The sequence below is a fragment of the Cryobacterium gelidum genome (assembly GCF_004403985.1).
Classification (GTDB): domain Bacteria; phylum Actinomycetota; class Actinomycetes; order Actinomycetales; family Microbacteriaceae; genus Cryobacterium; species Cryobacterium gelidum.
This window is the reverse complement of record NZ_SOHL01000006.1, coordinates 48,179-69,239: the sequence shown is the minus strand read 5'-3', so window position 1 is coordinate 69,239 and position 21,061 is coordinate 48,179. Positions and strand designations below refer to the sequence as shown.

The 21,061-nt window shown below is 65.0% G+C and carries 20 protein-coding genes; 12 read left to right on the top strand and 8 right to left on the bottom strand.

The genetic code is table 11. The features are described from left to right. On the top strand, positions 1-1,488 hold a 1,488-nt coding region (locus E3T50_RS03955; protein ID WP_134550687.1), incomplete at its 5' end, for an HNH endonuclease signature motif containing protein. 60 nt (positions 1,489-1,548) lie between these two features. Here the strand turns inward: E3T50_RS03955 and E3T50_RS03950 are convergent. Beyond that, positions 1,549-2,763 carry a M20 metallopeptidase family protein gene (locus tag E3T50_RS03950; RefSeq protein WP_134550686.1) on the bottom strand — a complete coding sequence of 405 codons (1,215 nt, stop codon included), beginning with the start codon at positions 2,761-2,763 and terminating at the stop codon, positions 1,549-1,551. 526 nt (positions 2,764-3,289) lie between these two features. Here E3T50_RS03950 and E3T50_RS03945 point away from each other — a divergent pair. Both E3T50_RS03945 and E3T50_RS03940 read left to right on the top strand, forming a co-directional pair. Continuing rightward, on the top strand, positions 3,290-4,108 hold the full coding sequence (locus E3T50_RS03945) for an aggregation-promoting factor C-terminal-like domain-containing protein (protein ID WP_174844727.1): 819 nt from the start codon (positions 3,290-3,292) through the stop codon (positions 4,106-4,108). Positions 4,109-4,473: 365 nt separating this feature from the next. Beyond that, complete coding sequence (locus tag E3T50_RS03940; RefSeq protein WP_134550684.1) at positions 4,474-9,345, top strand: NAD-glutamate dehydrogenase; 4,872 nt, start codon at positions 4,474-4,476, stop codon at positions 9,343-9,345. A gap of 90 nt (positions 9,346-9,435) precedes the next feature. Here E3T50_RS03940 and E3T50_RS03935 read toward each other — a convergent pair whose 3' ends face one another. From E3T50_RS03935 to E3T50_RS03925, 3 genes are all read right to left on the bottom strand, one after another. Continuing rightward, a complete protein-coding gene (locus tag E3T50_RS03935; RefSeq protein ID WP_134550683.1) occupies positions 9,436-9,759 on the bottom strand; it encodes a hypothetical protein in 324 nt (107 codons plus the stop codon). Between the two features lie 74 nt (positions 9,760-9,833). Then, positions 9,834-10,097: a glutaredoxin family protein gene (locus E3T50_RS03930; RefSeq protein WP_420898711.1), complete on the bottom strand. Its 264-nt coding sequence runs from the start codon at positions 10,095-10,097 to the stop codon at positions 9,834-9,836. 58 nt (positions 10,098-10,155) lie between these two features. Next, a complete protein-coding gene (locus E3T50_RS03925; protein ID WP_134550681.1) occupies positions 10,156-10,452 on the bottom strand; it encodes a hypothetical protein in 297 nt (98 codons plus the stop codon). 61 nt (positions 10,453-10,513) lie between these two features. On the opposite strand from E3T50_RS03925, the gene E3T50_RS03920 reads away from it, so the two are divergent. Continuing rightward, positions 10,514-10,804, top strand: a complete 291-nt coding sequence (locus E3T50_RS03920) for a hypothetical protein (protein WP_134460227.1) — start codon at positions 10,514-10,516, stop codon at positions 10,802-10,804. Positions 10,805-10,862: 58 nt separating this feature from the next. On the opposite strand, the gene E3T50_RS03915 is transcribed toward E3T50_RS03920, so the two are convergent. Both E3T50_RS03915 and E3T50_RS03910 read right to left on the bottom strand, forming a co-directional pair. Further along, positions 10,863-11,180 (bottom strand): ice-binding family protein, encoded by a 318-nt coding sequence (locus E3T50_RS03915; RefSeq protein ID WP_198417941.1) that lies wholly within the window; start codon positions 11,178-11,180, stop codon positions 10,863-10,865. Positions 11,181-11,288: 108 nt separating this feature from the next. Next, positions 11,289-11,888 carry a histidine phosphatase family protein gene (locus E3T50_RS03910; protein ID WP_134550679.1) on the bottom strand — a complete coding sequence of 200 codons (600 nt, stop codon included), beginning with the start codon at positions 11,886-11,888 and terminating at the stop codon, positions 11,289-11,291. 258 nt (positions 11,889-12,146) lie between these two features. Here E3T50_RS03910 and E3T50_RS03905 point away from each other — a divergent pair, with 258 nt between their 5' ends. Then, positions 12,147-12,887: an endonuclease/exonuclease/phosphatase family protein gene (locus E3T50_RS03905; RefSeq protein WP_134550678.1), complete on the top strand. Its 741-nt coding sequence runs from the start codon at positions 12,147-12,149 to the stop codon at positions 12,885-12,887. Between the two features lie 122 nt (positions 12,888-13,009). On the opposite strand, the gene E3T50_RS03900 is transcribed toward E3T50_RS03905, so the two are convergent. Further along, positions 13,010-13,753: a sulfite exporter TauE/SafE family protein gene (locus tag E3T50_RS03900; protein WP_134550677.1), complete on the bottom strand. Its 744-nt coding sequence runs from the start codon at positions 13,751-13,753 to the stop codon at positions 13,010-13,012. Positions 13,754-14,072: 319 nt separating this feature from the next. Between E3T50_RS03900 and E3T50_RS03895 the strand changes: the two genes are divergently transcribed. Further along, positions 14,073-14,987 carry a DarT ssDNA thymidine ADP-ribosyltransferase family protein gene (locus E3T50_RS03895; protein WP_166784196.1) on the top strand — a complete coding sequence of 305 codons (915 nt, stop codon included), beginning with the start codon at positions 14,073-14,075 and terminating at the stop codon, positions 14,985-14,987. A gap of 90 nt (positions 14,988-15,077) precedes the next feature. Here the strand turns inward: E3T50_RS03895 and E3T50_RS03890 are convergent, their stop codons facing one another. After that, positions 15,078-15,599 carry an MOSC domain-containing protein gene (locus tag E3T50_RS03890; RefSeq protein ID WP_478213421.1) on the bottom strand — a complete coding sequence of 174 codons (522 nt, stop codon included), beginning with the start codon at positions 15,597-15,599 and terminating at the stop codon, positions 15,078-15,080. Between the two features lie 172 nt (positions 15,600-15,771). Here E3T50_RS03890 and E3T50_RS03885 point away from each other — a divergent pair, with 172 nt between their 5' ends. The 6 genes from E3T50_RS03885 to mgrA all read left to right on the top strand — a co-directional run bounded on the left by E3T50_RS03885 (position 15,772) and on the right by mgrA (position 21,055). Further along, entirely contained in the window at positions 15,772-16,059 is a 288-nt protein-coding gene (locus tag E3T50_RS03885) for a hypothetical protein (protein WP_134550674.1), read from the top strand. Between the two features lie 153 nt (positions 16,060-16,212). Beyond that, entirely contained in the window at positions 16,213-16,701 is a 489-nt protein-coding gene (locus E3T50_RS03880) for a Dps family protein (RefSeq protein WP_134550693.1), read from the top strand. 44 nt (positions 16,702-16,745) lie between these two features. Then, positions 16,746-17,783, top strand: coding sequence for an acyl-CoA dehydrogenase family protein (locus tag E3T50_RS03875; protein ID WP_134550673.1), 1,038 nt, complete (start codon positions 16,746-16,748; stop codon positions 17,781-17,783). Further along, positions 17,777-19,222: a bifunctional PIG-L family deacetylase/class I SAM-dependent methyltransferase gene (locus E3T50_RS03870; protein ID WP_134550672.1), complete on the top strand. Its 1,446-nt coding sequence runs from the start codon at positions 17,777-17,779 to the stop codon at positions 19,220-19,222. The genes E3T50_RS03875 and E3T50_RS03870 overlap by 7 nt, the downstream gene beginning before the upstream one ends. After that, positions 19,219-19,977 carry a glycosyltransferase gene (locus E3T50_RS03865; protein WP_134550671.1) on the top strand — a complete coding sequence of 253 codons (759 nt, stop codon included), beginning with the start codon at positions 19,219-19,221 and terminating at the stop codon, positions 19,975-19,977. Before E3T50_RS03870 ends, E3T50_RS03865 begins: the two co-directional genes overlap by 4 nt. A 52-nt stretch (positions 19,978-20,029) precedes the next feature. Then, the gene (mgrA, locus tag E3T50_RS03860) at positions 20,030-21,055 is read left to right on the top strand and encodes an L-glyceraldehyde 3-phosphate reductase (protein WP_134550670.1); all 1,026 of its coding nucleotides are present in this window, start codon (positions 20,030-20,032) and stop codon (positions 21,053-21,055) included. Positions 21,056-21,061: the final 6 nt, after the last annotated feature.

Genomic DNA, 21,061 nt, shown 5'->3' with positions numbered 1-21,061 from the left:
CCGGATCCCGAGGTTTCTCGGGTCGCGGCAATTACCCAAGCCGGTGCGATTCTGGCTGCAGCGTTGGACGGGGTGCGGTTTGGTCACCTCGACGACACCGAAGCCATCGCGGTAATGGCGGCCCTGGAAGCGCTTGGTCGCAAGGTTGATGGGGCCAGGCTCCGCGCCACCACCGACATCGGCGCCCGTGCCGAGACCGACCTCGGCACCGGGTCGCTCGCCTACAGGAACGGATGCCGCAACCGGGTCGATTTCATCAGCCACCTCGCCGGCATCTCCGCCCGCGAAGCCAAACGGCGTCTGAAGCTTGGCGAGACCGCGGTGGAACGCACGCCGCTTGGCTTGCCGGTGCCTGCCCGGTATCCGGTCATTGCCGACGGCCTGATCAGTGGCGACCTCGGGCTGGAGTCGGCGGAGATCATCGCCACCACCCTCACCGGCCTGCACGGCCGGGTCGGGCAGGACGACCTCGACCGGGTCGAACGCGCCCTCGTCGCCTCGGCGACCGGCGCGATCACCGCGGAGACCGCCGGGCTACCCGGCGCGGGGATCCGTTTCGCGCCGGACCTGCTGCGTGCCCAAGCCTTGGAGTGGCAAGGGCGCCTCGATCCCGACGGCACCGCCCCCAACGACGACGCCGTCGAAGCGACAAGCACCCTCACGTTCGGGCTGCTGCGCAATGGGCTCTACCCGCTGCGCGCCGACGTCACGCCAGAACTCCGCGGCATCATGGACACCCTGTTCGATACCTACCTGTCGGTACGGTCGACCACGCCCAGGTTTGTGCCAACCGAACTGCTCAACAGCACGGCCGGCACCGGCACCGGCACCGGCACTGAGCCGTTCAGTGACGAACCGTTCAGCGGCGATGACAGATTCGACGGCGACCGTCGCACCGGCGGGGAGAAACGCGCCGACATCCTTCGCTCGATCTTTGAATCTGCCGCGCGCGACCCACAGACCCCGACCATGGGCGGCGCCGCCCCCACCGTCACGGTGCACATCAACGCCGTCGACCTCGAACACGGCCGCGGCGTCGGCTGGATCGACGGCATCGACGCCCCCCTCAGCTTCCGCCGCGTGAGCGAACTCATCTGCGCCGGCGGCTACCAACAAGTACTGCTCGGCCAGAACGGCAACGTGCTCTCCCTCGGCGATACACTCCGCTGCTTCACCCCCAGGCAACGCGCCGCGATCGCCGCCCGCGACGAAGGCTGCATCATCCCCGGCTGCACCATCCCCGCCCGCTGGTGCGAAGTGCACCACGTCACCCCCTGGCAGCAAAACGGACCCACCAACATTGGTAACGGCACCCTTTTGTGCTGGTACCACCACCACACCATCGACACGAGTGGGTGGAAGATCCGCATGGTCCGAGGAAGACCCCAGATACAAGGACCACTCATCTGGGACCCCACCCAAACCTGGCGACCAGCCCGCACCCACCGCGCCAACACCCCCAGTGCTGATCCACCCTGGCGCACCTAGATTGGTATGCAGCACCGCGAGGAGCGGTTCGTGACCTGACAGCATTGTGGCGGTTTTGAGTCAGACGGCCAACTCGGCCATCCGGGACAACGCCAGCTGGGTGTACAACGCTGCGCCGTCTGCCAGTACGTCGTCGTCGAAGGTCGCCGCGGGGGAGTGGTTGAAAGCGGCGGTGGCGGCATCCGCTTGTCGCGGCTGCGCCGAGAGAAAAACGAAAGTTCCCGGCACCTCTGCCAGCACCCGTGAAAAGTCTTCGGAGCCGCTGAGCGGGTTGACCATGCGGGTGAATCGCTGGCCGCCGAAGAGCTCGCCCACGACCCGTTCGGCCCGGCCGGTTTCGCCCTCATCGGTGATGGTCAGCGGGTACTCGGTGACGTAGTCCACGGTCACTTCGAGGCCGTGCGCCGCGGCGATTCCCTCGAGCAGTCGGGGCACGACGCGTTTCAGCTTGGCCTGCGATTGCGCCGTGTAGGACCGCACTGTCGCTTCCAGCCGCGCCGACTCGGGAATGATATTGCGCTTGGTACCGGCCTGCAACACCCCGACCGAGAGCACTACAGGGTCGAACATGTCGAACTGGCGGGTGACCATCACCTGTAACGCGGTGACCATCTCGGCGATCACCGTTACCGGATCCTGCGCCTGGTGCGGGGCAGAACCGTGCCCGCCCGCTCCGTGCACCGTCACTGTGAGGCCATCGCTGGCCGACATCAGGATGCCCGTGCGACTCATGAACTGCCCGTTGGGAGCGCCGGCCGACATCACGTGCAAGCCGTAGGCGGCGTCGGCGCGGCGGCCAGCGGCGTCGAGCACGCCCTCGCGAATCATCACCCCCGCTCCGTCGAAGCCTTCCTCGCCCGGCTGGAACATGAGCACCACGTCTCCGACGAGCCGGTCGCGGTGGTGGGCGAGCAGGGTCGCCGCACCCGCGAGCATGGTTGTGTGCAGGTCGTGACCGCAGGCGTGCATGGCGCCGTCGATGCGCGAGCTGAAGTCAAGCCCGGTGTGCTCCTGAATCGGCAGCGCGTCCATATCGCCGCGCAGCAACACCACGGGCCGCACAGCGGATGCCTCGCCGCCCGTTCCACGCAGTACCGCCGTCACCGAGGTGGCGTCGGTGCCGAGGGTGATTTCGTAGGGAAGCCCGCTCAGTGCCTCGAGCACCTTCTCCTGGGTACGCGGCAGGTGCAGCCCGAGCTCCGGTTCCTGGTGCAGGCGGCGGCGCAGATCGGTGAGGTCGCCAGCAAGTTCCTGGGCGTCTGAGAGTACGGTCACGGCTTCTCCTTTGAGTACAACAGTGTGAATGCGACAGTGGATCCAGTCTGGATCGCTCAGGCAAGGTTGTCCACGAAAAACGCGCCCTGAGGCGCTTCCTGGCTTTTCCGCGCAAAATTTGTTGAGTTTTTTTAGCCGAGACGACGCCCTCTCACCGATTGTATTTTTTTAATAATTCGGCTCTGATCAGCTGTATCGTTCCATTGACGGGTCTACCAGCACCCAGGTAGTCGCACAGTATGTCATGTCAGAGCGCGCGCGACCGAATGTCAGGGCTTTCAAAGAAAATAGTGAGGTTTCATTCAAATAGTCCGGCCATGCTGGCGGCCTTGCCCGTGCCACCCCGAAGTGCACGGGCTCACCAACCCAGCGAACAGGCGTACCTAGCGTCTATCCTTCGCGCCAGATAAAGGACATGCGCCCAAAAAACGCCGAACTACCTCATGGCCACTTCGCCTCTCGAAGCCACCGTACGCCCCGCAAACCCCGCACCCGTCGGCACGAGATTGCCGCGGCCACAGGTGCCGTGCTCGTTATTGCCGGCCTCGTCGTGGGCAGCGGAGTCGCTGCCCAGTCGGCCGATGCCAAGCAAGACAGCGTCGCTGCCACGACCGCACTGACCGAGAGCACGGGCCGCGAGAGCGACCAGCTCGAGGTTTACACCATGCGCGGTGAGGCAATCACTCGCGACAACGCATCGGCTGCTCTTGACGCGGCCAACGTGGTCATCGCTGCCAGCCAGAGCAAAGTGGATGCCACCGCCCTCACCTCGGTAGCCACTTCGCTCGCCAGCTATGAAATCCTGCCGACCGACCGGCTGGAGTCGCTCACCGCCGAGGCGAAGACTCAGACCGCGTCGGTCGCTGCCGCCACGGCCGAAGTCGACCGCGTCGCCGCTGAGGCTGCTGCGGAGGCCGCGGCTGCTGCTGCTGCCGCTGCCGCTGCTGCTGCCGCCGCGGAAGCCGCCGCCGCCGAAGCGGCCGCTCAAGCCGCTGCCGAAGCCGATCGTGTGCAGTCCCTCGCGGGAGGCAACAGCGTTGAGGGCGCTCGTGCCACGGCGCGTTCGATGGCCGCCGCGCAATACGGCTGGGGCGGGGATCAGTTCAGCTGCCTCGACCGGCTGTGGCAGAAAGAATCGGGCTGGAACTACGCAGCCATGAACTCGAGCAGTGGTGCGACCGGCATTCCCCAGGCGCTCCCCGGGAGCAAGATGGCGTCGGCCGGTAACGACTGGGCGACCAACGCAACCACGCAGATCAGGTGGGGCCTCGGTTACATCAAGGCCTCGTCGTACGGAACTCCGTGCGCCGCCTGGTCCCATTCGCAGTCCGTTGGGTGGTACTAAGCAGGGTAATGCGACACGTGCAGGTTCGTTATGCCCCGGTCACGACCGAATCGACGATGCGCAGGCTGTTTCGTCGCAGCGGGCCGCAGGTTCTGCGGTGGCACGACCGGGGCGCAGCGCTCGGCGCTACGATGGGCGTGCAAGGGAACTCCATGCTTGAGTTCGACGAGGCACACCGACGTGTCCGCCGCAGGAGCCCTGCACACGTATTTCGTAATGCTAAGTGTGGACTGAGTGTTGCTCGTTGACTGCCCGGTCATCGCCGAGCCAGCATCCCACCCGGGAATGTCGGCGAGTGCCGGTAGTTTACGAGCGTAAGCAAGCCGCATCCACGCGACGAGCAATTTGATGGAGGCGTTTTTTCGATGTCGTCTGGTTTCACCCGAACGGGTCTGTCCCCGTCGGGTCTATCCCCATTAGGTCCAACGCTCGAAACGTTCGTAGTTGATTACTACGAGCATCTAACAGACGAAGATGCGGCGAACTACTCCCCGGAGCTTCTCGATGCCCGGGCGCGAGCCCATAGGCAGGTCGCGCAGCGACGGGTGCCGAAAACGGCGACCGTCGAGATTCAGAATGAATCCGGTCGCAGCATCGTCTACATCGTCACCGACGACATGCCCTTTCTCGTGGACTCGGTCACGGCCGAACTGGTGCGCCAGCATTCGGCCATCCACCTGGTCGTGCACCCGTTGCTCATCGTCGCCCGCAACAAAGCCACGAACGACCTCGTCGACATCAACCGTATTCCGGCCAGTGCCAGTGGATCCAGCGCCGGTGTTTCCAGCGGTGATACCTCTGCCATGCCCAACATCGCTCACCTCATCGCCGTCGGTGATGACGCCTCGCACCTCGAATCGTGGATCGCGATCGAGATTGACAGCGCGAGCGACGACGCGCAGGCCAATCTCATTCATGGGCTGACCTCCGTTCTCAGCGACGTGCGCGCTGCCGTCGCTGATTGGCCGCTCATGCGTACCAAGGCCATGCAGATCGCCAAGGCCCTCGACAACATCGTCGGCGCCGAGCAGATCACAGACCTCCGGCAGACCCAACAACTGCTGCACTGGCTCGACGAGGGCAACTTCACCTTTCTTGGCTACCGCGAATACAACCTCGAGACGCTTGCCGGCGAAGACGTGCTCACGCTCATCGAAGGCAGCGGCCTCGGCCTGCTGCGTTCCGCCGACGACCGCCACCAGATCCAGCACCTCACGGATGCCGGCCGTCAAAAAGCGCGTGAGCGCGCGGCCCTCGTGATCACCAAGGCCAACTCCCGGTCCACCGTTCATCGTCCGGCCTACTTCGACTACATCGGCATCAAGAGTTTCGATGCCGCCGGCCAGGTCAATGGCGAGCAGCGCTTCATCGGTTTGTTCGCTGCGAGCGCCTACACCAGCTCGGTCACCGCCGTGCCGGTGTTGCGCGAGAAGGTCAAGGCCGTCATGACCGAGGTTGGTTTTCCGCCCGAGTCGCACAGCGGCAAAGATCTTCTCGGCATTATGGAAACCTATCCGCGGGACGAACTGTTCCAGATCGAGGTGCCCGCACTGGTGGCCGTGTCGCTCGCGATTCAGCGCCTGCAGGAGCGTCGCCGTACCCGGCTGTTCCTGCGGCCCGACATTTACGGCCGTTTCATGTCGGCGCTCGTCTACCTGCCCCGTGACCGCTACAACACGACCGTGCGGCTGCGCATTGAGAAAGAATTGCAGGAGACGTTCAGCTCGGATTCACTCGACTTCGAAGCGCGTATGACCGAATCGGCGCTCGCCCGCCTCTTCTATCGCATCCGCTTGCCCAAAGACGTCTCGGCCGACTCTGTCGATGCCGCGGCGCTGGAACACCGCCTGGCTTTGGCCGTGCGGTCCTGGCCCCAGGGGATCAGCGACGAACTGCGCGAGACACACTCGGTCGAAGAGGCCGAGCACCTGTCGAACGTCTGGGCCGACGCATTTCCCGACAGCTACCAGATCGACTACGAAATCACCGACGCCCTCGAAGACATCGGGCGGTTCGAGGCCTGCGCCGCGCAGGGCGGGGCATCCGCTGAGACCCATGCTCGCCTCGGGTTGCACGTATACCTGCCGAAAACGTCCGGCGACCCCGGCGAAGACGCGCGCATCAAGCTCTACATGACCGAACCGAAAAGCCTCAGCCAGATTCTGCCGTTTCTGCAGAATCTCGGGCTCGAGGTGCTCGATGAGGTGCCGTTCGAGATTCAGACCACCGACGGGCGCCGCTTCTACCTCTACGACCTCGGCTTGCACTACCCGGCCGGAGTCGACCCGGTCACGACCGGCGCGCTGCTGGCCGACTCGTTCGGCGCAGCCATCAGCGGAGCCATCGAATCCGACACCCTCGACCGCCTGGTGTTGCAAGACGGCATACCCTGGCACCGCGTGGTCATTTTGCGCAGTTACGCCAAGTATCTGCGCCAGATCGGCAACACCAACTCGTATGGCTTCGTGGCGAACGCTCTCCTCGCCAACCCGGCCGTGACCAGCAGGTTGGTCGCACTGTTCGAGGCCCGATTCGACCCCGACCTGTCAGATGATGAGCGGATGCTCCGCGTCGCCGACGTGCGCGAACAGCTGCGGGTCGCGATGGAGCAGGTGGCCACCCTTGACGCCGACCGCGTGCTGCGCACGCTCATCACCCTGATCGAGGCGTCCCTGCGCACGAACTTCTTTCAGTACAAGCCGTATCTGAGCATCAAACTCGACCCGTCACAGATCGGGCAGATGCCCTCTCCCAAGCCCATGTATGAGATCTGGGTCTATTCGCCGCGCGTCGAGGGCGTGCATCTGCGCTTTGGCAAGGTCGCCCGGGGTGGGCTGCGCTGGTCAGACCGCCGAGAAGACTTTCGCACCGAGGTGCTCGGCCTGGTCAAGGCGCAGACGGTCAAGAACGCCGTCATCGTGCCGACCGGTGCCAAGGGCGGGTTCTTCGCCAAGAAGCTTCCCGACCCCGGCGTTGACCGTGCACCCTGGCTGGCCGAGGGGATCGAGAGCTACAAAACCTTTATTCGTGGGCTGCTCGACCTCACCGACAACCTGGTAGCCGAGGCCGATGGCGAGCATGTCGTCGCACCGCGCCGCGTGGTGCGGCACGACGACGATGACAGTTACCTCGTTGTCGCAGCGGATAAGGGTACGGCGTCGTTCTCGGACATCGCCAACGGGCTGGCTGCCGAGTACGGTTTCTGGCTCGGTGATGCGTTTGCCTCCGGTGGCTCGGTCGGCTACGACCACAAAGAGATGGGCATCACCGCCAAGGGCGCCTGGGAGTCGGTCAAACGCCACTTCAGTGAACTCGGCGTTGACACTCAAATCGAAGACTTCACCGTCGTTGGAGTGGGCGACATGTCCGGCGACGTGTTCGGCAACGGCATGCTGCTGTCGGAGCACATCAAGCTGGTCGCCGCCTTCGACCATCGGCATATCTTTCTCGACCCGAACCCCGACCCGGCGCGTTCCTTCGCGGAGCGGGCCCGGCTGTTTGAACTTCCGCGTTCCTCGTGGGCCGACTATTCGACCGACCTGATCAGCACCGGCGGTGGCGTCTTTCCTCGCCAGGCCAAGGTCGTTCCCATCTCGGCCGAGGTGCAGGTCGTGCTCGGACTGCCCGAGACGACCACGCAGTTGAGCCCGCCGGAGCTGCTGCGCGCGATTCTGCTGGCGCCCACCGATCTGCTCTACAACGGTGGCATCGGCACCTACGTCAAGGAGAGCAGCGAAACCGCCGCGCAGGTCGGCGACAAGGCCAACGACGGCATTCGTGTCGACGGCAAAGACCTTCGCGTCAAGGTCGTCGGGGAAGGCGGCAATCTCGGTTTCACCCAGCTCGGGCGCATCGAAGCTGCGCTGGCCGGCGTGATCCTCAACACCGACGCGATCGACAACTCGGCCGGCGTGGACTGCTCCGACCACGAAGTCAATATCAAAATCTTCGTGGACCGCATGGTCGCCGCCGGCAAGCTTGACCCGGCCGAGCGGGCCGAGTTCCTCGCCGAGATGACCGATGAGGTCGGGCGTCTCGTTCTCGTCGACAACGTCGACCAAAATATTCTGCTGCTCAACGACCGAGTGCTCGTGAACAACTGGAGCCCGAGCTACGAACGCCTGATGAACTGGCTCGAGAAATCGGGTGGTCTGCAGCGAGAATTGGAGGCCCTGCCGACGACGGCCACGCTGCGGGAGCGTCTCGATCGCGGCCAGGGGCTGACCAGCCCCGAGCTGAGCGTGCTATCCGCCTACGCCAAGATCGAGCTGGCCACCGCGCTCCGCGACAGCGATCTGGCCGATGACCCGTGGTTCGGGAGCACCCTGCGCCGGTATTTTCCCACTCACCTGGTGGAGCGTTTCGATGCCGAGCTCGACACGCATCCGCTTCGCCGGGAGATCATCGCGACCGTCGTGGCAAACGACATGATCAACCTCGGCGGCATCACCTTTGCCTTCCGCACGATGGAAGAGACCTCGGCCAATGAGGCGACGATCGCACGGGCCTTCGTGGCCCTGCGCGAGATCTTCGATCTCGACACGATGGTCGGCGAACTCAACGCGCTGCCGTCGTCGTTCCCAACCGCGAAGTGGACGGCCATTCACCTCGACATTCGCCGTCTGCTCGACCGTGCGGTGCGCTGGCAGGTCAACCACGGCGGCTCCCTGCCCGTCGCCGCGGTGATCGCGAAGTACAAGCCCCAGATCGCGCTGATGCGCGAGCGCCTCGGCGATTACCTGCAGGGAACAGACCTCCAGCGCCTGAAAATGCAGGAAGAACGGGCCAGGGAGTCGGGCCTGCCCGACGATCTCGGCCGCCGTTGGTCTGAGCTGTTCGAGGCGTACGCGCTGCTCGACGTGGCCAAGGTCGCGGCCAGGGCAAACGTGCAGGTCACCGAGGTCGCCGCCATCTACTACACGGTCTACAACCGATTCGGTGTCGATAATCTGCTCGAGCGCATCACCAAACTTCCGCGTAAGGACCGCTGGCAGGCTCTTGCTCGCGCCGCACTGCGCGACGACCTGTACTCGACCGTCGCCGACATGGTCCGGTCCGTGCTCGACGAAACAGCTGCCGGTGCGCCCGAGGAGCGCCTCCTCGCCTGGGAAGAACTCAACGCAGAACAGCTCGGCCGCGCTCGCAGCGTGTTCAAAGAGGTCAACTCGCTCGCACAAGACGACATGGCCTCGCTCTCGGTTGCCGTACGTCTGCTACGTTCCATCGTGCGCCGCTGACGGCTGCAATAGGCGTTTTTTGCTCTGCATACTGCTGGCCGGGTTGGCTGTTTTTCAGCTCTTTCTAATTTCTGGCCTCCCCTGGGGACGCTAGGGCAGCGAGGCGATCGCGATGGCGATGGCCATCCACAGCGGCATCGCGGCGACCATGAGGACGAGGCCCACCCGCTGCAGCCGGGCGTAAGCCTGGGCGGCGTTGCCGCGTTTGCGGGTGCGCACGATGTCGACCACGGCGATGACCATGCCCACGAACATCAGTGGCGACGCGGTCAACAGGGCGAGTATATTCACTGCATCGTTGCGTACTTCGAGACAGACCGCGACCCCCAGCGCGCTGTACAGCACGAAGAGCACCGCGCTGATCCACAGCGAAAGAGGCACGCGTCGCGTCGACGGCATGAGCGTTTTGTGCATGGTGCGACCCCCGGTGGTATCTGCGATTTCTGACAGTAGCACGAACACCGCGGGCCCCTCTGGGGCGAGGTGGGTCAGCTGATGCGGCCGAGCTGGGTGAGCTTTATGCGCACCTCGACGTCGCTCGGCTCGACCAAGTGGGTGTCGTCGGGAAACACGATCACGGGAATGTTGGTGCGGCCGCTGATGGCGCGGGCACGGTCGGCGCCGTCCTCGACGAGCAGCAGATCGACGTAGTCGTAGTCCACCTCGAGGCGGTCAAGGAATGACTTGGACCGGCGGCAATCGCCACACCACTCCGCTCCATACATCGTGATGCGCGGCGCGGTGGCAGTCATTTCAGTCATGTCTTCGATCCTAAGCGGCGCATCTGAGTGTTGCGGCGGGGCATCCGTTTCAGTCGTGCAGGTGGTCGACCTGCCAGCCGGTGGACTGCTCGAGCAGGTCCAGAATGTTTTGAGCGGATGCCCGCGCCGCGCCCTGGCTGCGTGCATCCACCACGTCGATGGTCAGCGGCAGGCTCTCGCCGAACTTGGGGATTTCCACTTCCACCCGACCGCCATCGGGCAGGGCGATGAATGCGTTCGCGCCGGTCTGGTTCTCGACCTCGGTGTTGAGGGCGGTTGCGATAGCCCAGAGGGCATCGGGTTTGGTGGACTGCACTTGGGCGACGATCGTGGCCGTGTAGGTCATGGGTTTCCAAACGTGGGTGATGAGGACCCATTCAGTAAAGCAGTACCCGTACCCTGAAACCATGCCTTCTTATCGCGTCACCATGAGTATCGAATCCCTGCACCCGGGAACCGCGCCAGCCTCGGTCGTGCCGCTGGCTGCAGCCGCAGCCGCAGAATTCACCACAGTGGAGGCCTCCGACCTGTCGATCGTTGCCGGCGCACCCCGGGTGATCGTGCGTTTCACAGCGGATGACGCCCCGTCGGCCCTGCAGATCGGCGCCCACGTCGTGGCCGAGCTGAGGGTCGTCGCCGAGCTGCGAGCGTCCCTGGTCACCGAGCGAGTCAAGGGCACGTGGGTGCCGGTGCGCTGAAGTCAACGTCAAAGGCGCGGGTGACGGTGCGTCACCCGCGCCTTTGGCGTCTGCCGTGTTACTGCACGGGCGCGGTGACCGTGTTGCTCTGCAGCGTGACGGCCGTCTGGGCCTGGAGGCGGCCGTTGATGGTCGCTCCGGTCTTCAGTGCGATCATGGTGTGGCTGAGAATGGTGCCTTCGAAGTGCGCGGTCGTGCCGATGGCGACGGATCCGGCAACCTGCCAGAACACGTTCTTCGCCTGCACGCCGCCGGCCAGGATCACGTTCTGGGCGGATGCCTGTTCCAGGTCCTTGGAGATCTGAAAGATGAAGACGTCATCCGCGGTGCACGAGGGGCCCTCGGCGTCGACGCTGTAAATCGTTCCGTTGGTCACCTCCGGGCAGGTGAGGTGGATAGCGGCACCCGAGATGACAACAACGATTCCAACGAATAGATTCTGTCTAACTCAGACTGGGGGTAGTTTGTGCCGTCAGGGAACGTACTAGACAACCGGGTCCATCGAGCTCAGGTGGCAGGCGTCGTTCCACATCTGCAACACCCTGTTCTCGTGCTCCCAGCCGAGCGTCGACATCGTCGCGGTACCGAGGCTGAGGCCCTTGCCTGCGACGGCGGACAGGCCCATCCAGCGCGCGGTCATGATGCGCAGAAAATGTCCGTGCGCGAAAACGGCCACCCGGCCTTCGGCCGCGAGGCATTGTTCGATGACGAGGTCGGCGCGTGCGCCCACCTCGTCGACGGACTCACCGCCCAGAACCGGGTTGTCCCACACGGTCCACCCGGCAATTTCCGAACGGATGTCCACCGTGCGCCGACCCTCGTACACCCCGTAGTCCCACTCCAGCATGTCGTTGCTCGGCACACCCTGGGCGCCGTAGCCCGCCCGTTCCATGGTCTCCCAGGCCCGCACCAGCGGACTCGAATAGACCCGATCGAAGTGTGCGCCGTCGAGCATCTCGCCGAGGGCATCCGCTTGCCGACGCCCGAAGTCGGTCAGAGGAATGTCGGTGCGCCCGGTGTGCTGGCCGGAGATGCTCCACTCCGTCTGGCCATGGCGAATAAGAACGATGTCGTTCTGGGTCATGCGGCTCCTCGCGGTCGCCGAAGTGACCTCCGGGCTTTCCAGTCTACGTTTGCGCGCCGCGACGCCTCGGTCTTCGCACTGGAGATCGATGCCAGGCGCATCCTGAGTTCGTGCCGTGTGGCGGCGAGCCGTTTGCTGCACGGGCCGGCGCGAGGCTGGACACCACCTGCGCATGTAGCAACTGACCCCGGATGTTCAATTTCGACCCCGACGAGAGTCGTAGGCTAAAGGCTAGCCATCGAGTCTGAGACGGGTGCCATGAGGGTCATTAGTTACAACCTCCGCAAGAATCGCGCCAGCGGCGAACTCGTCGCACTGACCGAGCGTTACACGCCCAACATTCTCTGTCTGCAGGAATGCAACACCAGTGACCTGCCGACCGAGGTCGGCAACCTGCACCTGGCCGACTCGACCCGCCGCAACCGGCTCGGCCTCGCCATCTACTACCGCAAGGATCGCTTCACGGCGGTCAAAACCCAGACCTTCGCGCTCAAGAAGTCCTTGCACGACCGACTCGCCGCGCCCGCGCACGAACGACTGATCGCCACCCGTCTTATCGACCATGTCGCACAGCGGGAGTTCGTCGTCGCATCGTTTCATGCGGCGCCGCTGACCGCCCTCAATTCCCTGCGCCGTAACCAGATCCACTCGGCCCACGAAGAGTTGAGCATCCTCGGCCCCGGCCTGCCGACCCTCATGGTCGGCGACTACAACTACCCGATCTTCCAGGGCAAGCTAGGCAACAGGGTGAACCGCACGGGCTACGACCTCACGCTCAGCGACACGCGCACCTACACCCGCTACAAGTTCTTTCGGGGGCACTTCGACCTCGCGACCTCGATGGGCCTGACGATCTCCAACGTCGAGACGCTTCCGCAGGGCACGTCCGACCACATGCCTATTCTCGTGACGGCCACCTATGAGCAGCAAACGGATGCCGCGCATCACCCCGCCGAGCCAGCGTCGGTGTCGGCAGAGGGCCTCGACTTCATCATCTAGACGCTGCCGAAACAAGTGAACCGAAGACCGGTCACGAGCACCTCTCGGAGAAGAATCGCGAGAACCTGCTGCTTGGGCCCTCCGAGCGTTTTTCGCGCTGGGAGTGGGCGGGGCCAGCGCGATCAGGCGAGCAGCTCGAGAACTCCGCGCACGATGGTCGCGATCGACCCGAGGTAGGCCACAATCACGAGCAGGCGCCGGGCCACGTGCGGCTCGATCACCGTGGAAAGCAGGTCGCCAACGATGAGGCCGATGATGCAGGCGCATCCGATCAGAATCCAGACCACGGTGGGTAACTGCGGTACGTCGGCCGAGCCCAGGGCGAATTTCGACGACAGGGACGCCAGCCCGATCGTGAGAAAGTACGGCTGCATCGTGGCGGCAAAGGAACGCTGCGGCCAACCCGTGGCGATCGCGTAGATGCTCACCGCCGGGCCGCCGACGCCGGCAGTCGTGTTCATGAACCCACTGGTCACGCCCGCAATCACGCGGAAACCCAGCCGGTCTCGCACGACAACCCGGCCGAGATTCACCGAGACGGTCAGTCCAGCGGCCACGAGCACGCCGATCGAGATTTCAAGCCACGCCACGGAGACGAACTGCAAAACGTACGAACCGGGAACAATGCCGACCACGGCGCACGCCGCCAGAAGGCCGTAGCGCCGCCAGTCCACCTGTCGAAACACGCGCATCAAAATCACGCAGGAGGTGAGAGCCCCGCACACGTTGACCACGATGACACCGTCAACCGGTCCCAGCAGCAGAACCAGAAACGGAGCCGCGACCAGCGCGAACCCCATGCCGGTGATGCGCTGCATGCTCGAGCCGATCAGCACGGCCGCAATCACCGGAACGGTCGTCCACACAGTAGGGTCTCCCAGCTCGGTTGTTGCTGCCAACGATACCGGCCCGGGCCGCACCATACGCGGCGAGCGACCATGCGGGGTTTACCGCGGAGACATCCCGCCACGACGAAATAACACGGCCCACGGCACACCGTTCGCGCTGCTGGTGATCGAGCACGCGCCAGCCGGGTTGCAGGCCGGCTGCGATTGTTCACGCGGAGTCGCCGAAAAGGTAGAGAACGGTCACCGCCACACCCCAAATGAACGTAACGTTGATAGGCGGTATGCACGTTCGGCTTTTCCGAGTGGCGCGAGCCGCAAAACGAAAGGTTTTTCCCTCTTGGACGACGAATGCATCCACGGACTCGAGGGCCAATTGTGCGCCCTGTGTTTTCCCAAAGCCGCCATTGAGCCCGCTACGCCGGTGAAGAAGACCCGCGCCCCGAAGCTGTCCTCGTTGCGCGACCCGTTGCCGACCGCGGCCACGCCGGCCGCGCGCACTGCTCGCCCCGTTCGCTTCGCCGGCGCACCCCGACCGGTGCGTGCCGAACCGGTCTCGGCCGACAATGTCGACGAGCAACGCGTGTATCACCTCACCCACATCAGCAACCTTGCCGCGATTTTGCACGACGGGCGCTTGCTCGCCAACGAGGCCCTCACCACGCGGCCCACCGTTGACATCTCGACCCCGGCTACTCGCGACGTGCGCCGTGAGGCCCGTGTCGCTGGCGACGGCCGCGGCGTCGCTGAGTATGTGCCCTTCTTCCTGTCGCCGAATGCGACGGTCTGGGAAAACCTGCGCGCCGAGGCCGCTGACCCGCGCCTGGCCCTCAACGCCCATGGGTCAGAGGCCTTCGACTTCGTCATGCTCGTGAGCACGGTCAAAAAGATCAACGACGGACTCGCTGCCCTCCCCGCGACGGATGCCGACTCCACCGAGGACGAGACCGCCCTCATCCCCACGGTGATCGCCGTCACCAACGGTGATGCCGCCGACGAACTCACCCGGTTCGGCGCCACGCCGGCCACCGCCGAGCGCATGCTGCAGACCCTGCGCGCCGAAGCCGACGGCGCGATGCTCCTCGAAGCCGAGCTGCTCGTGCCCGATGCGTTCCCGATCGAGTGGATCACGCTCATCGGAGTGTCCAACGACAATGTGCGCGAGACCGTGCGCGGCATTTTGAAGTCCAGCTCGTTCAAGCCCAAGGTCGCGGTCTACCCGCCGTGGTTCCACAGCTCCGCTGACGCGCAGTAGCCTAAACCCCGCCGGCCGAGACTCCAGTCGAGAGCCCGGTCGTGGTGCGGGTGACGGGGGGCGCCGAGTCGTCCTCGGGCGCGCTCACCGCTAGACGACGCCAAGGGGGAGTTGCTCGCCTGCGGGGAGCTCCACCCGGATGCAGTCGCCCGGGTTCACGACCCCGCCCCTGACCACGACACCCATGATGCCGCCGCGGCGGTGAACCGTACCGGCGGCATCCGTTTTGATGAGCTGCTTCATCAGGCCTTTTTGATAGCCGTTGATGAGCGAGCAGGGGCTGCGCATGCCGGTGATTGAAACCACAGCCTGCGCGCCGAGGTGCAGCCGGGTACCGAGTGGCAGGGACATCAGGTTGATTCCCTCGGTCGTCACGTTCTCGCCGAGTTCGCCCGGCGCTACCGTGTAGCCGGTCGGCACGAGGTCATCGAAGAGCTCGGCGGCCATGAAGTGCACCTGGCAGAGGTTCGGCGCCGAAGGATTGCGCTTTTTTTCATACAGGTGCTGCACCGTCGCCCCGGCGTGCGAGTCGCCGTCCACGCCGAATCCGGCCACAAGACGAATGCTGCTCACCGTCGGTTTACTGAAGCGGTGCTTATCGTCACGGCTCACGGACAGGACTGTGCCGGGAAGCCTCACGCGTGTCATGCCACCGATTCTGCCACAGCGCACGCACGTGCGAAGAGATGCCGACGACGCGACCGTGCAGGCGTCAGCGTGCCTCCGCCTAACGCTTGACGCAGCGGCACGCGCGGCCTACGTTGCATCCATGGAAAGGTTGCCGATGACCAGTACTGCCCCGGACCAGCCCAACGAGTCGGTGACGGTGTCTGCCCCTGCAGAAGAGCCCACAGCGCACATCGCGCGCCCGTACCGGGCCCTCGAACGTGAGCTGGAACGCGCGGTGCGCGATCGGGTGGAGGTCACCCTCCGGGTCACCGCGGCGGTGAACGCGATGCGCGACGGCGGCTGTTCCTGGGCCGACATTGCGCGCATCCTCGGCACCGCACCGCAGACCGCGCACAAAAAATACAGCAAGCCGCGCGCGCCACGGGATTCGAACGACGCCTGACCTGCCGCGAGATGCGTGCTTGCACCTGCTGCCCGAAAACCCGGGGGCCGCACTTCGGGTCTGCGACCCTCGGTCGGGCTACTGGCATTGTGCCCCAGAATCTTCCGCGGTGATATGGTCTCGATGCAAATTCCCCCCGATTGGAAGGTCACCATGCAAGCCTCCGAAAGACTCAGCAACAACCTGCAGTCCGTTCTCGTCGACATGATCGAACTGCACGTTCAGGGCAAGCAGGCGCACTGGAGCGTCGTCGGCAAGAACTTTCGAGACCTCCACCTGCAACTGGACGAAATCATCATGGATGCGCGCGAGTTCTCCGACGAAGTGGCCGAGCGGATGCGCTCCCTCGATGCCATGCCGGATGGCCGTAGCGAGACGGTCACCAAAACGACGCACCTCCCGAAGTTTCCGGACGGCGAGGTCGACACCACCGAGACGGTCACGCTGATCACTGAACGGCTCGATGCAACCGTCGACAACATGCGTAAGGTGCACGATGAGGTCGACGAGGAAGACCCCACGAGCGCCGACCTTCTGCACGCGTTCATTGAAAAACTCGAGCAGTACTCCTGGATGGTCAGCGCGGAAAACCGCAAACCGCGCAAGCGCTCCTCGTCCACGTCGAAGTCTCGGGCGTCCTGACGTTCGGGGCCCCCATTCGGGAGCCGCCAACGGAAAGGGTTGACATGCCGGGTGAATCGAAGGTGCTCTGGGCCGACAGCGGCAGCACACAGGGTGGCCTCGCTGGCGCTGCCTTCGCAGTCAACGGTGACGCGCGGCGGGCGCTGACGCTTGCGAGCACTCTCGCCGCCGTTCCCCGGCCGGGGGAGGGCCACACGGCGCAACTCTTCGACATACTGTCGACGCTCGCGGCGGCCGACCTCACGGCGGCGCGGGTGGCCGAGGCGCACCTCGACGCGCGGGCAATTCTGCACCAGGCGGGCTACCCGGCCCGGCCCGACCAAACCTGGGGCGTGTTCGCGGCGGAGAGTGCTGGCCCCGCCGTCACGGCAACCCGGGTCGGCGACCGGTGGCGGCTCGACGGCATCAAGCCGTGGTGTTCGCTCGCGGGATTACTCAGCCACGCGCTCGTGACGGCTCGCGTATCAGGCCCGGCTGGCGACCTGGGCCGCCGTCTGTTTGCCGTCGACCTGCGCGATCTGGGCATCAGGGTGCACGACGACGCCTGGGTGGCGCGCGGGCTTTGCCAGGTGACGAGCGGCCCCGTCGATTTTTCGGCCGTCACCGCCGATCCGGTCGGCGACGAGGGATGGTACCAGCGTCGGCCAGGGTTTGCCTGGGGCGGCATCGGCGTGGCCGCCGTGTGGTGGGGTGGCGTCGTGGGAATGGCCCGCACGCTCTACGATTCCACCGCGAACCGCACCCCCGACCAGATTGCACTCGCCCACCTCGGCGCGGTCGACGTGGCCGTGACCGGGTCGAAATTGGCGCTCGGGGCGGCGGCACTCGCCATTGATGCCGGCGAGGCTGACGGGCCAGCTGGTTCCCTGCTCGCCGCACGCGTGCGGGCGCTCGTTGCCCGAACGGTCGACGAGGTTGTATTCCGTATCGGGCATGCACTGGGGCCGGCTCCGCTCGCGCTCGATGCCCGGCATGCCCAGCGGGTGGCCGACCTGCAGCTTTATGTGCGCCAACACCATGCCGAACGCGATGATGCTGCGTTGGGCCGGATGCTCGTAGCGAGGGGGAATGCACCATGGTGACTTTCAGTCATTCTGACAAAGGAACGCCTGAGAAGGTCTGGGAGGCAGCTCACTGGCCCGATCGCTTCGCTTCGCTGGACCTCGACGGGCTAAAACGACTTGTCGTGGTGTCGGCGCATCCCGACGACGAGAGTCTTGGCGTCGGTGGACTCATCACTCATGTCGCCGGGCTCGGGCTGCCAATCGTGGTCATAGTGCTGAGTAACGGCGAGGCGTCTCACCCACAGTCACCGACCCATGATCCGGCGCGACTCGCACAAATTCGCCGCATCGAGGTGACGGATGCCCTCGCTCACCTCGCTCCCAACGCCCGGGTTCACCTGTTGGAGCTTCCCGACGGCGAACTGGCCGAGCATGTAGGAATCGCCGCGGAAGAAATCGTTGAGGCGATCGGTGAGGCGGGTGGATCCACCTGGGTTGTATCGCCGTGGCGAGCCGATAAGCATCCGGATCATGCAGCGGCCAGTGCGGCGGCCGAGCGCGCGGCGCGAGAACGCGGTGCGCGCCTGTTCGAGTATCCGATCTGGGCCTGGCACTGGTCGACCCCCGACGCTGCGGTCTGGTCGGAGGCGGCCGTGCGTTTGTTCAACCTGCTTCCCGCCGAGCGTAAGGTCAAGGCTCGAGCTCTCGCATTTCATCGCAGCCAGGTGGGGCCCCTGTCGGATTCCCTCGGCGATGAAGAGATCGTTCCGGCTGGCTTTCGAGCGCACTTCGCGCGGGACTACGAAACGCTCCTCGAGATGACTCTGAACGGAGCGGCGGATGCCCCGCCCCGGCCCGCTCGCGCACGAAAACCGGCGAATCGCCCCCCTCGCGTCCGGGCCGACCCGAATCAGACCCTCACCGCCGGGTTCTTCGAGGGTGTCTATGCATCGGGTCCCGACCCGTGGGGATTTGAATCCCGTTGGTATGAGAAACGCAAACGCTCCGCATTGATCGCGGCCCTCCCGCGTCAGCGCTTCTCTGCCGCGCTTGAGCTGGGCTGCTCGACCGGAGTGCTGACGGCCGAACTCGCCGAGTACTGTGACACCCTGTTGTGCATCGACCTGGTTGAGGAGCCGCTCACCATAGCCCGCGAACGGCTGGCTGGCCGGCCGGGTGTCACCTTTGAGTGCCGCACGGTGCCGGGGGAGTGGCCGGACGGTACGTTTGACCTCATCGTAATGTCAGAGGTCGGTTATTACTGTTCCGCGAACGATCTGCGCCGCCTGCTCGAACGGTGCCGGGCCAGCCTCGCTCCGAATGGAGTGCTCGTGGCCTGTCACTGGCGGCATCCGGTTGCGGAACATCCGCTCACCGGTGACGCGGTGCACACCCAGCTCACCCGCGTGGTTGGGCTGCAGCGCACCGTGCACCACCTTGAACGTGACTTCGTGCTCGAGGTTTACGAGCCGCGCCCGGCCCTGTCGGTAGCCCAGCGCGGCGGGCTGGTTCCGTGATCAGTCTCGTTTCTATCGACGTCGTAGCGATCGTCGTTCCCGTGCGCAATGAGGAGCTGTTGCTGCCACGCTGTTTGAGCGCGCTCACCGCGGCGATCGACGCGCTGAGCGCCGTGCCCGAGCCGGACCGACCACGAGTGTTCGTGCTTCTGGTGCTCGATCGCTGCACCGACCTGTCAGCGCGAGTAGCCGCACACTGGACAAACTTCAGCTGCCACGAGATCGAGGCTGGAGCCGTTGGAGTGGCTCGCCGCGTCGGTATTCGGCACGCGCTGGACCTGCCGCTGCATTCACGAACGGATGTCGCGGCATCCGCTGCGGGTATCTGGATCGCCACCACCGATGCGGACTCGGCCGTGCCGCCGAACTGGCTGGTGACCCAGCTGGCGCTGGCCCGCAACGGTGCCGAACTCGTGCTCGGAACGGTGCAGCCCGACAACGATCTGGCCGTCACCGAGCTGCGGCGCTGGGAGGCCCTGCACACGATTGATGAGGGGCATCCGCACGTTCACGGCGCCAATCTAGGCGTACGAGCCGACCTCTACCTCGCCGCCGGCGAGTTTGCACCGGTCGACCGCGATGAAGACGTGCTGCTGGTGGCCTCGCTACGCGACCTCGCGGTGTCAGAGGCCCGCACCGCGCTGATTCCGGTGTTGACGTCGGGGCGACGGGTCGGACGTGCTCCAGCGGGATTCGCCGACTATCTGCGCGATCACGTCGACGCCACACAGCTCGGGAGCAAAGCCGAGCACTGATCGATTGCCCGACCGCGCCCGAACACGGCGCTGAGGATGCGATCATGGTGGGATGACCTATCTTCCGAATGAATCCCGATACGAGTCCATGCCGTACCGCCGCGCCGGGCGCAGCGGCCTCAAACTTCCTTCCATTTCGCTCGGACTCTGGCAAAACTTCGGCGATGACAAGCCGCTCGCAACGCAGCGGGCCATTCTGCGTCGGGCCTTCGACCTGGGCATCACCCACTTCGACCTTGCCAACAACTATGGGCCTCCCTACGGTTCGGCCGAAACAAACTTCGGCCAGCTATTTCGTGAGGATTTTGCCGCCCACCGCGATGAGGTCGTGCTTTCAACCAAGGCCGGATACGACATGTGGCCGGGTCCCTACGGCAACTTCGGCTCCCGCAAGTACCTGTTGTCGAGCCTCGACCAGTCCCTCGGCCGTATGGGCGTCGACTATGTCGACATTTTCTACTCCCACCGCGCCGACCCCGACACCCCGCTCGAGGAGACGATGGGGGCACTGCACACCGCCGTCACGAGCGGCCGCGCCCTCTACGCCGGCATCTCCTCCTACTCGCCCGAGCGCACCAGGGAGGCCGCCGCTATCTTGGCCGACCTGGGCACGCCGCTGCTGATCCACCAGCCGTCCTACTCCATGTTCAACCGGTGGGTCGAAAACGACCTGCTTGACACGCTCGACGACATCGGTGCCGGCTGCATCGCCTTCTCGCCGCTGGCCCAGGGGCTGCTCACCGACCGCTACCTCGGGGGCATCCCGGCGGACTCGCGTGTGGCGCGTGAGGGTTCGGCGAAGAAATCCATGGTGAGTACCGAGGCGCTGACCCACATCCGGGCGTTGACCGAGATCGCATCCGAGCGCGGTCAGTCGCTCGCCCAGATGGCCCTGGCCTGGGTGCTGCGCAACTCCGCGGTGACCAGTGCCCTGATCGGGGCATCGTCGGTCGCCCAGCTCGAGACGAACGTGGCGGCACTGCAGCACCTCGAGTTCAGCGCCGAGGAATTGGCCGCGATCGACGTGCACGCCGTCGACAACGGCATCAACCTGTGGGCAGCTTCGAGCGACGTCTAACCCTCC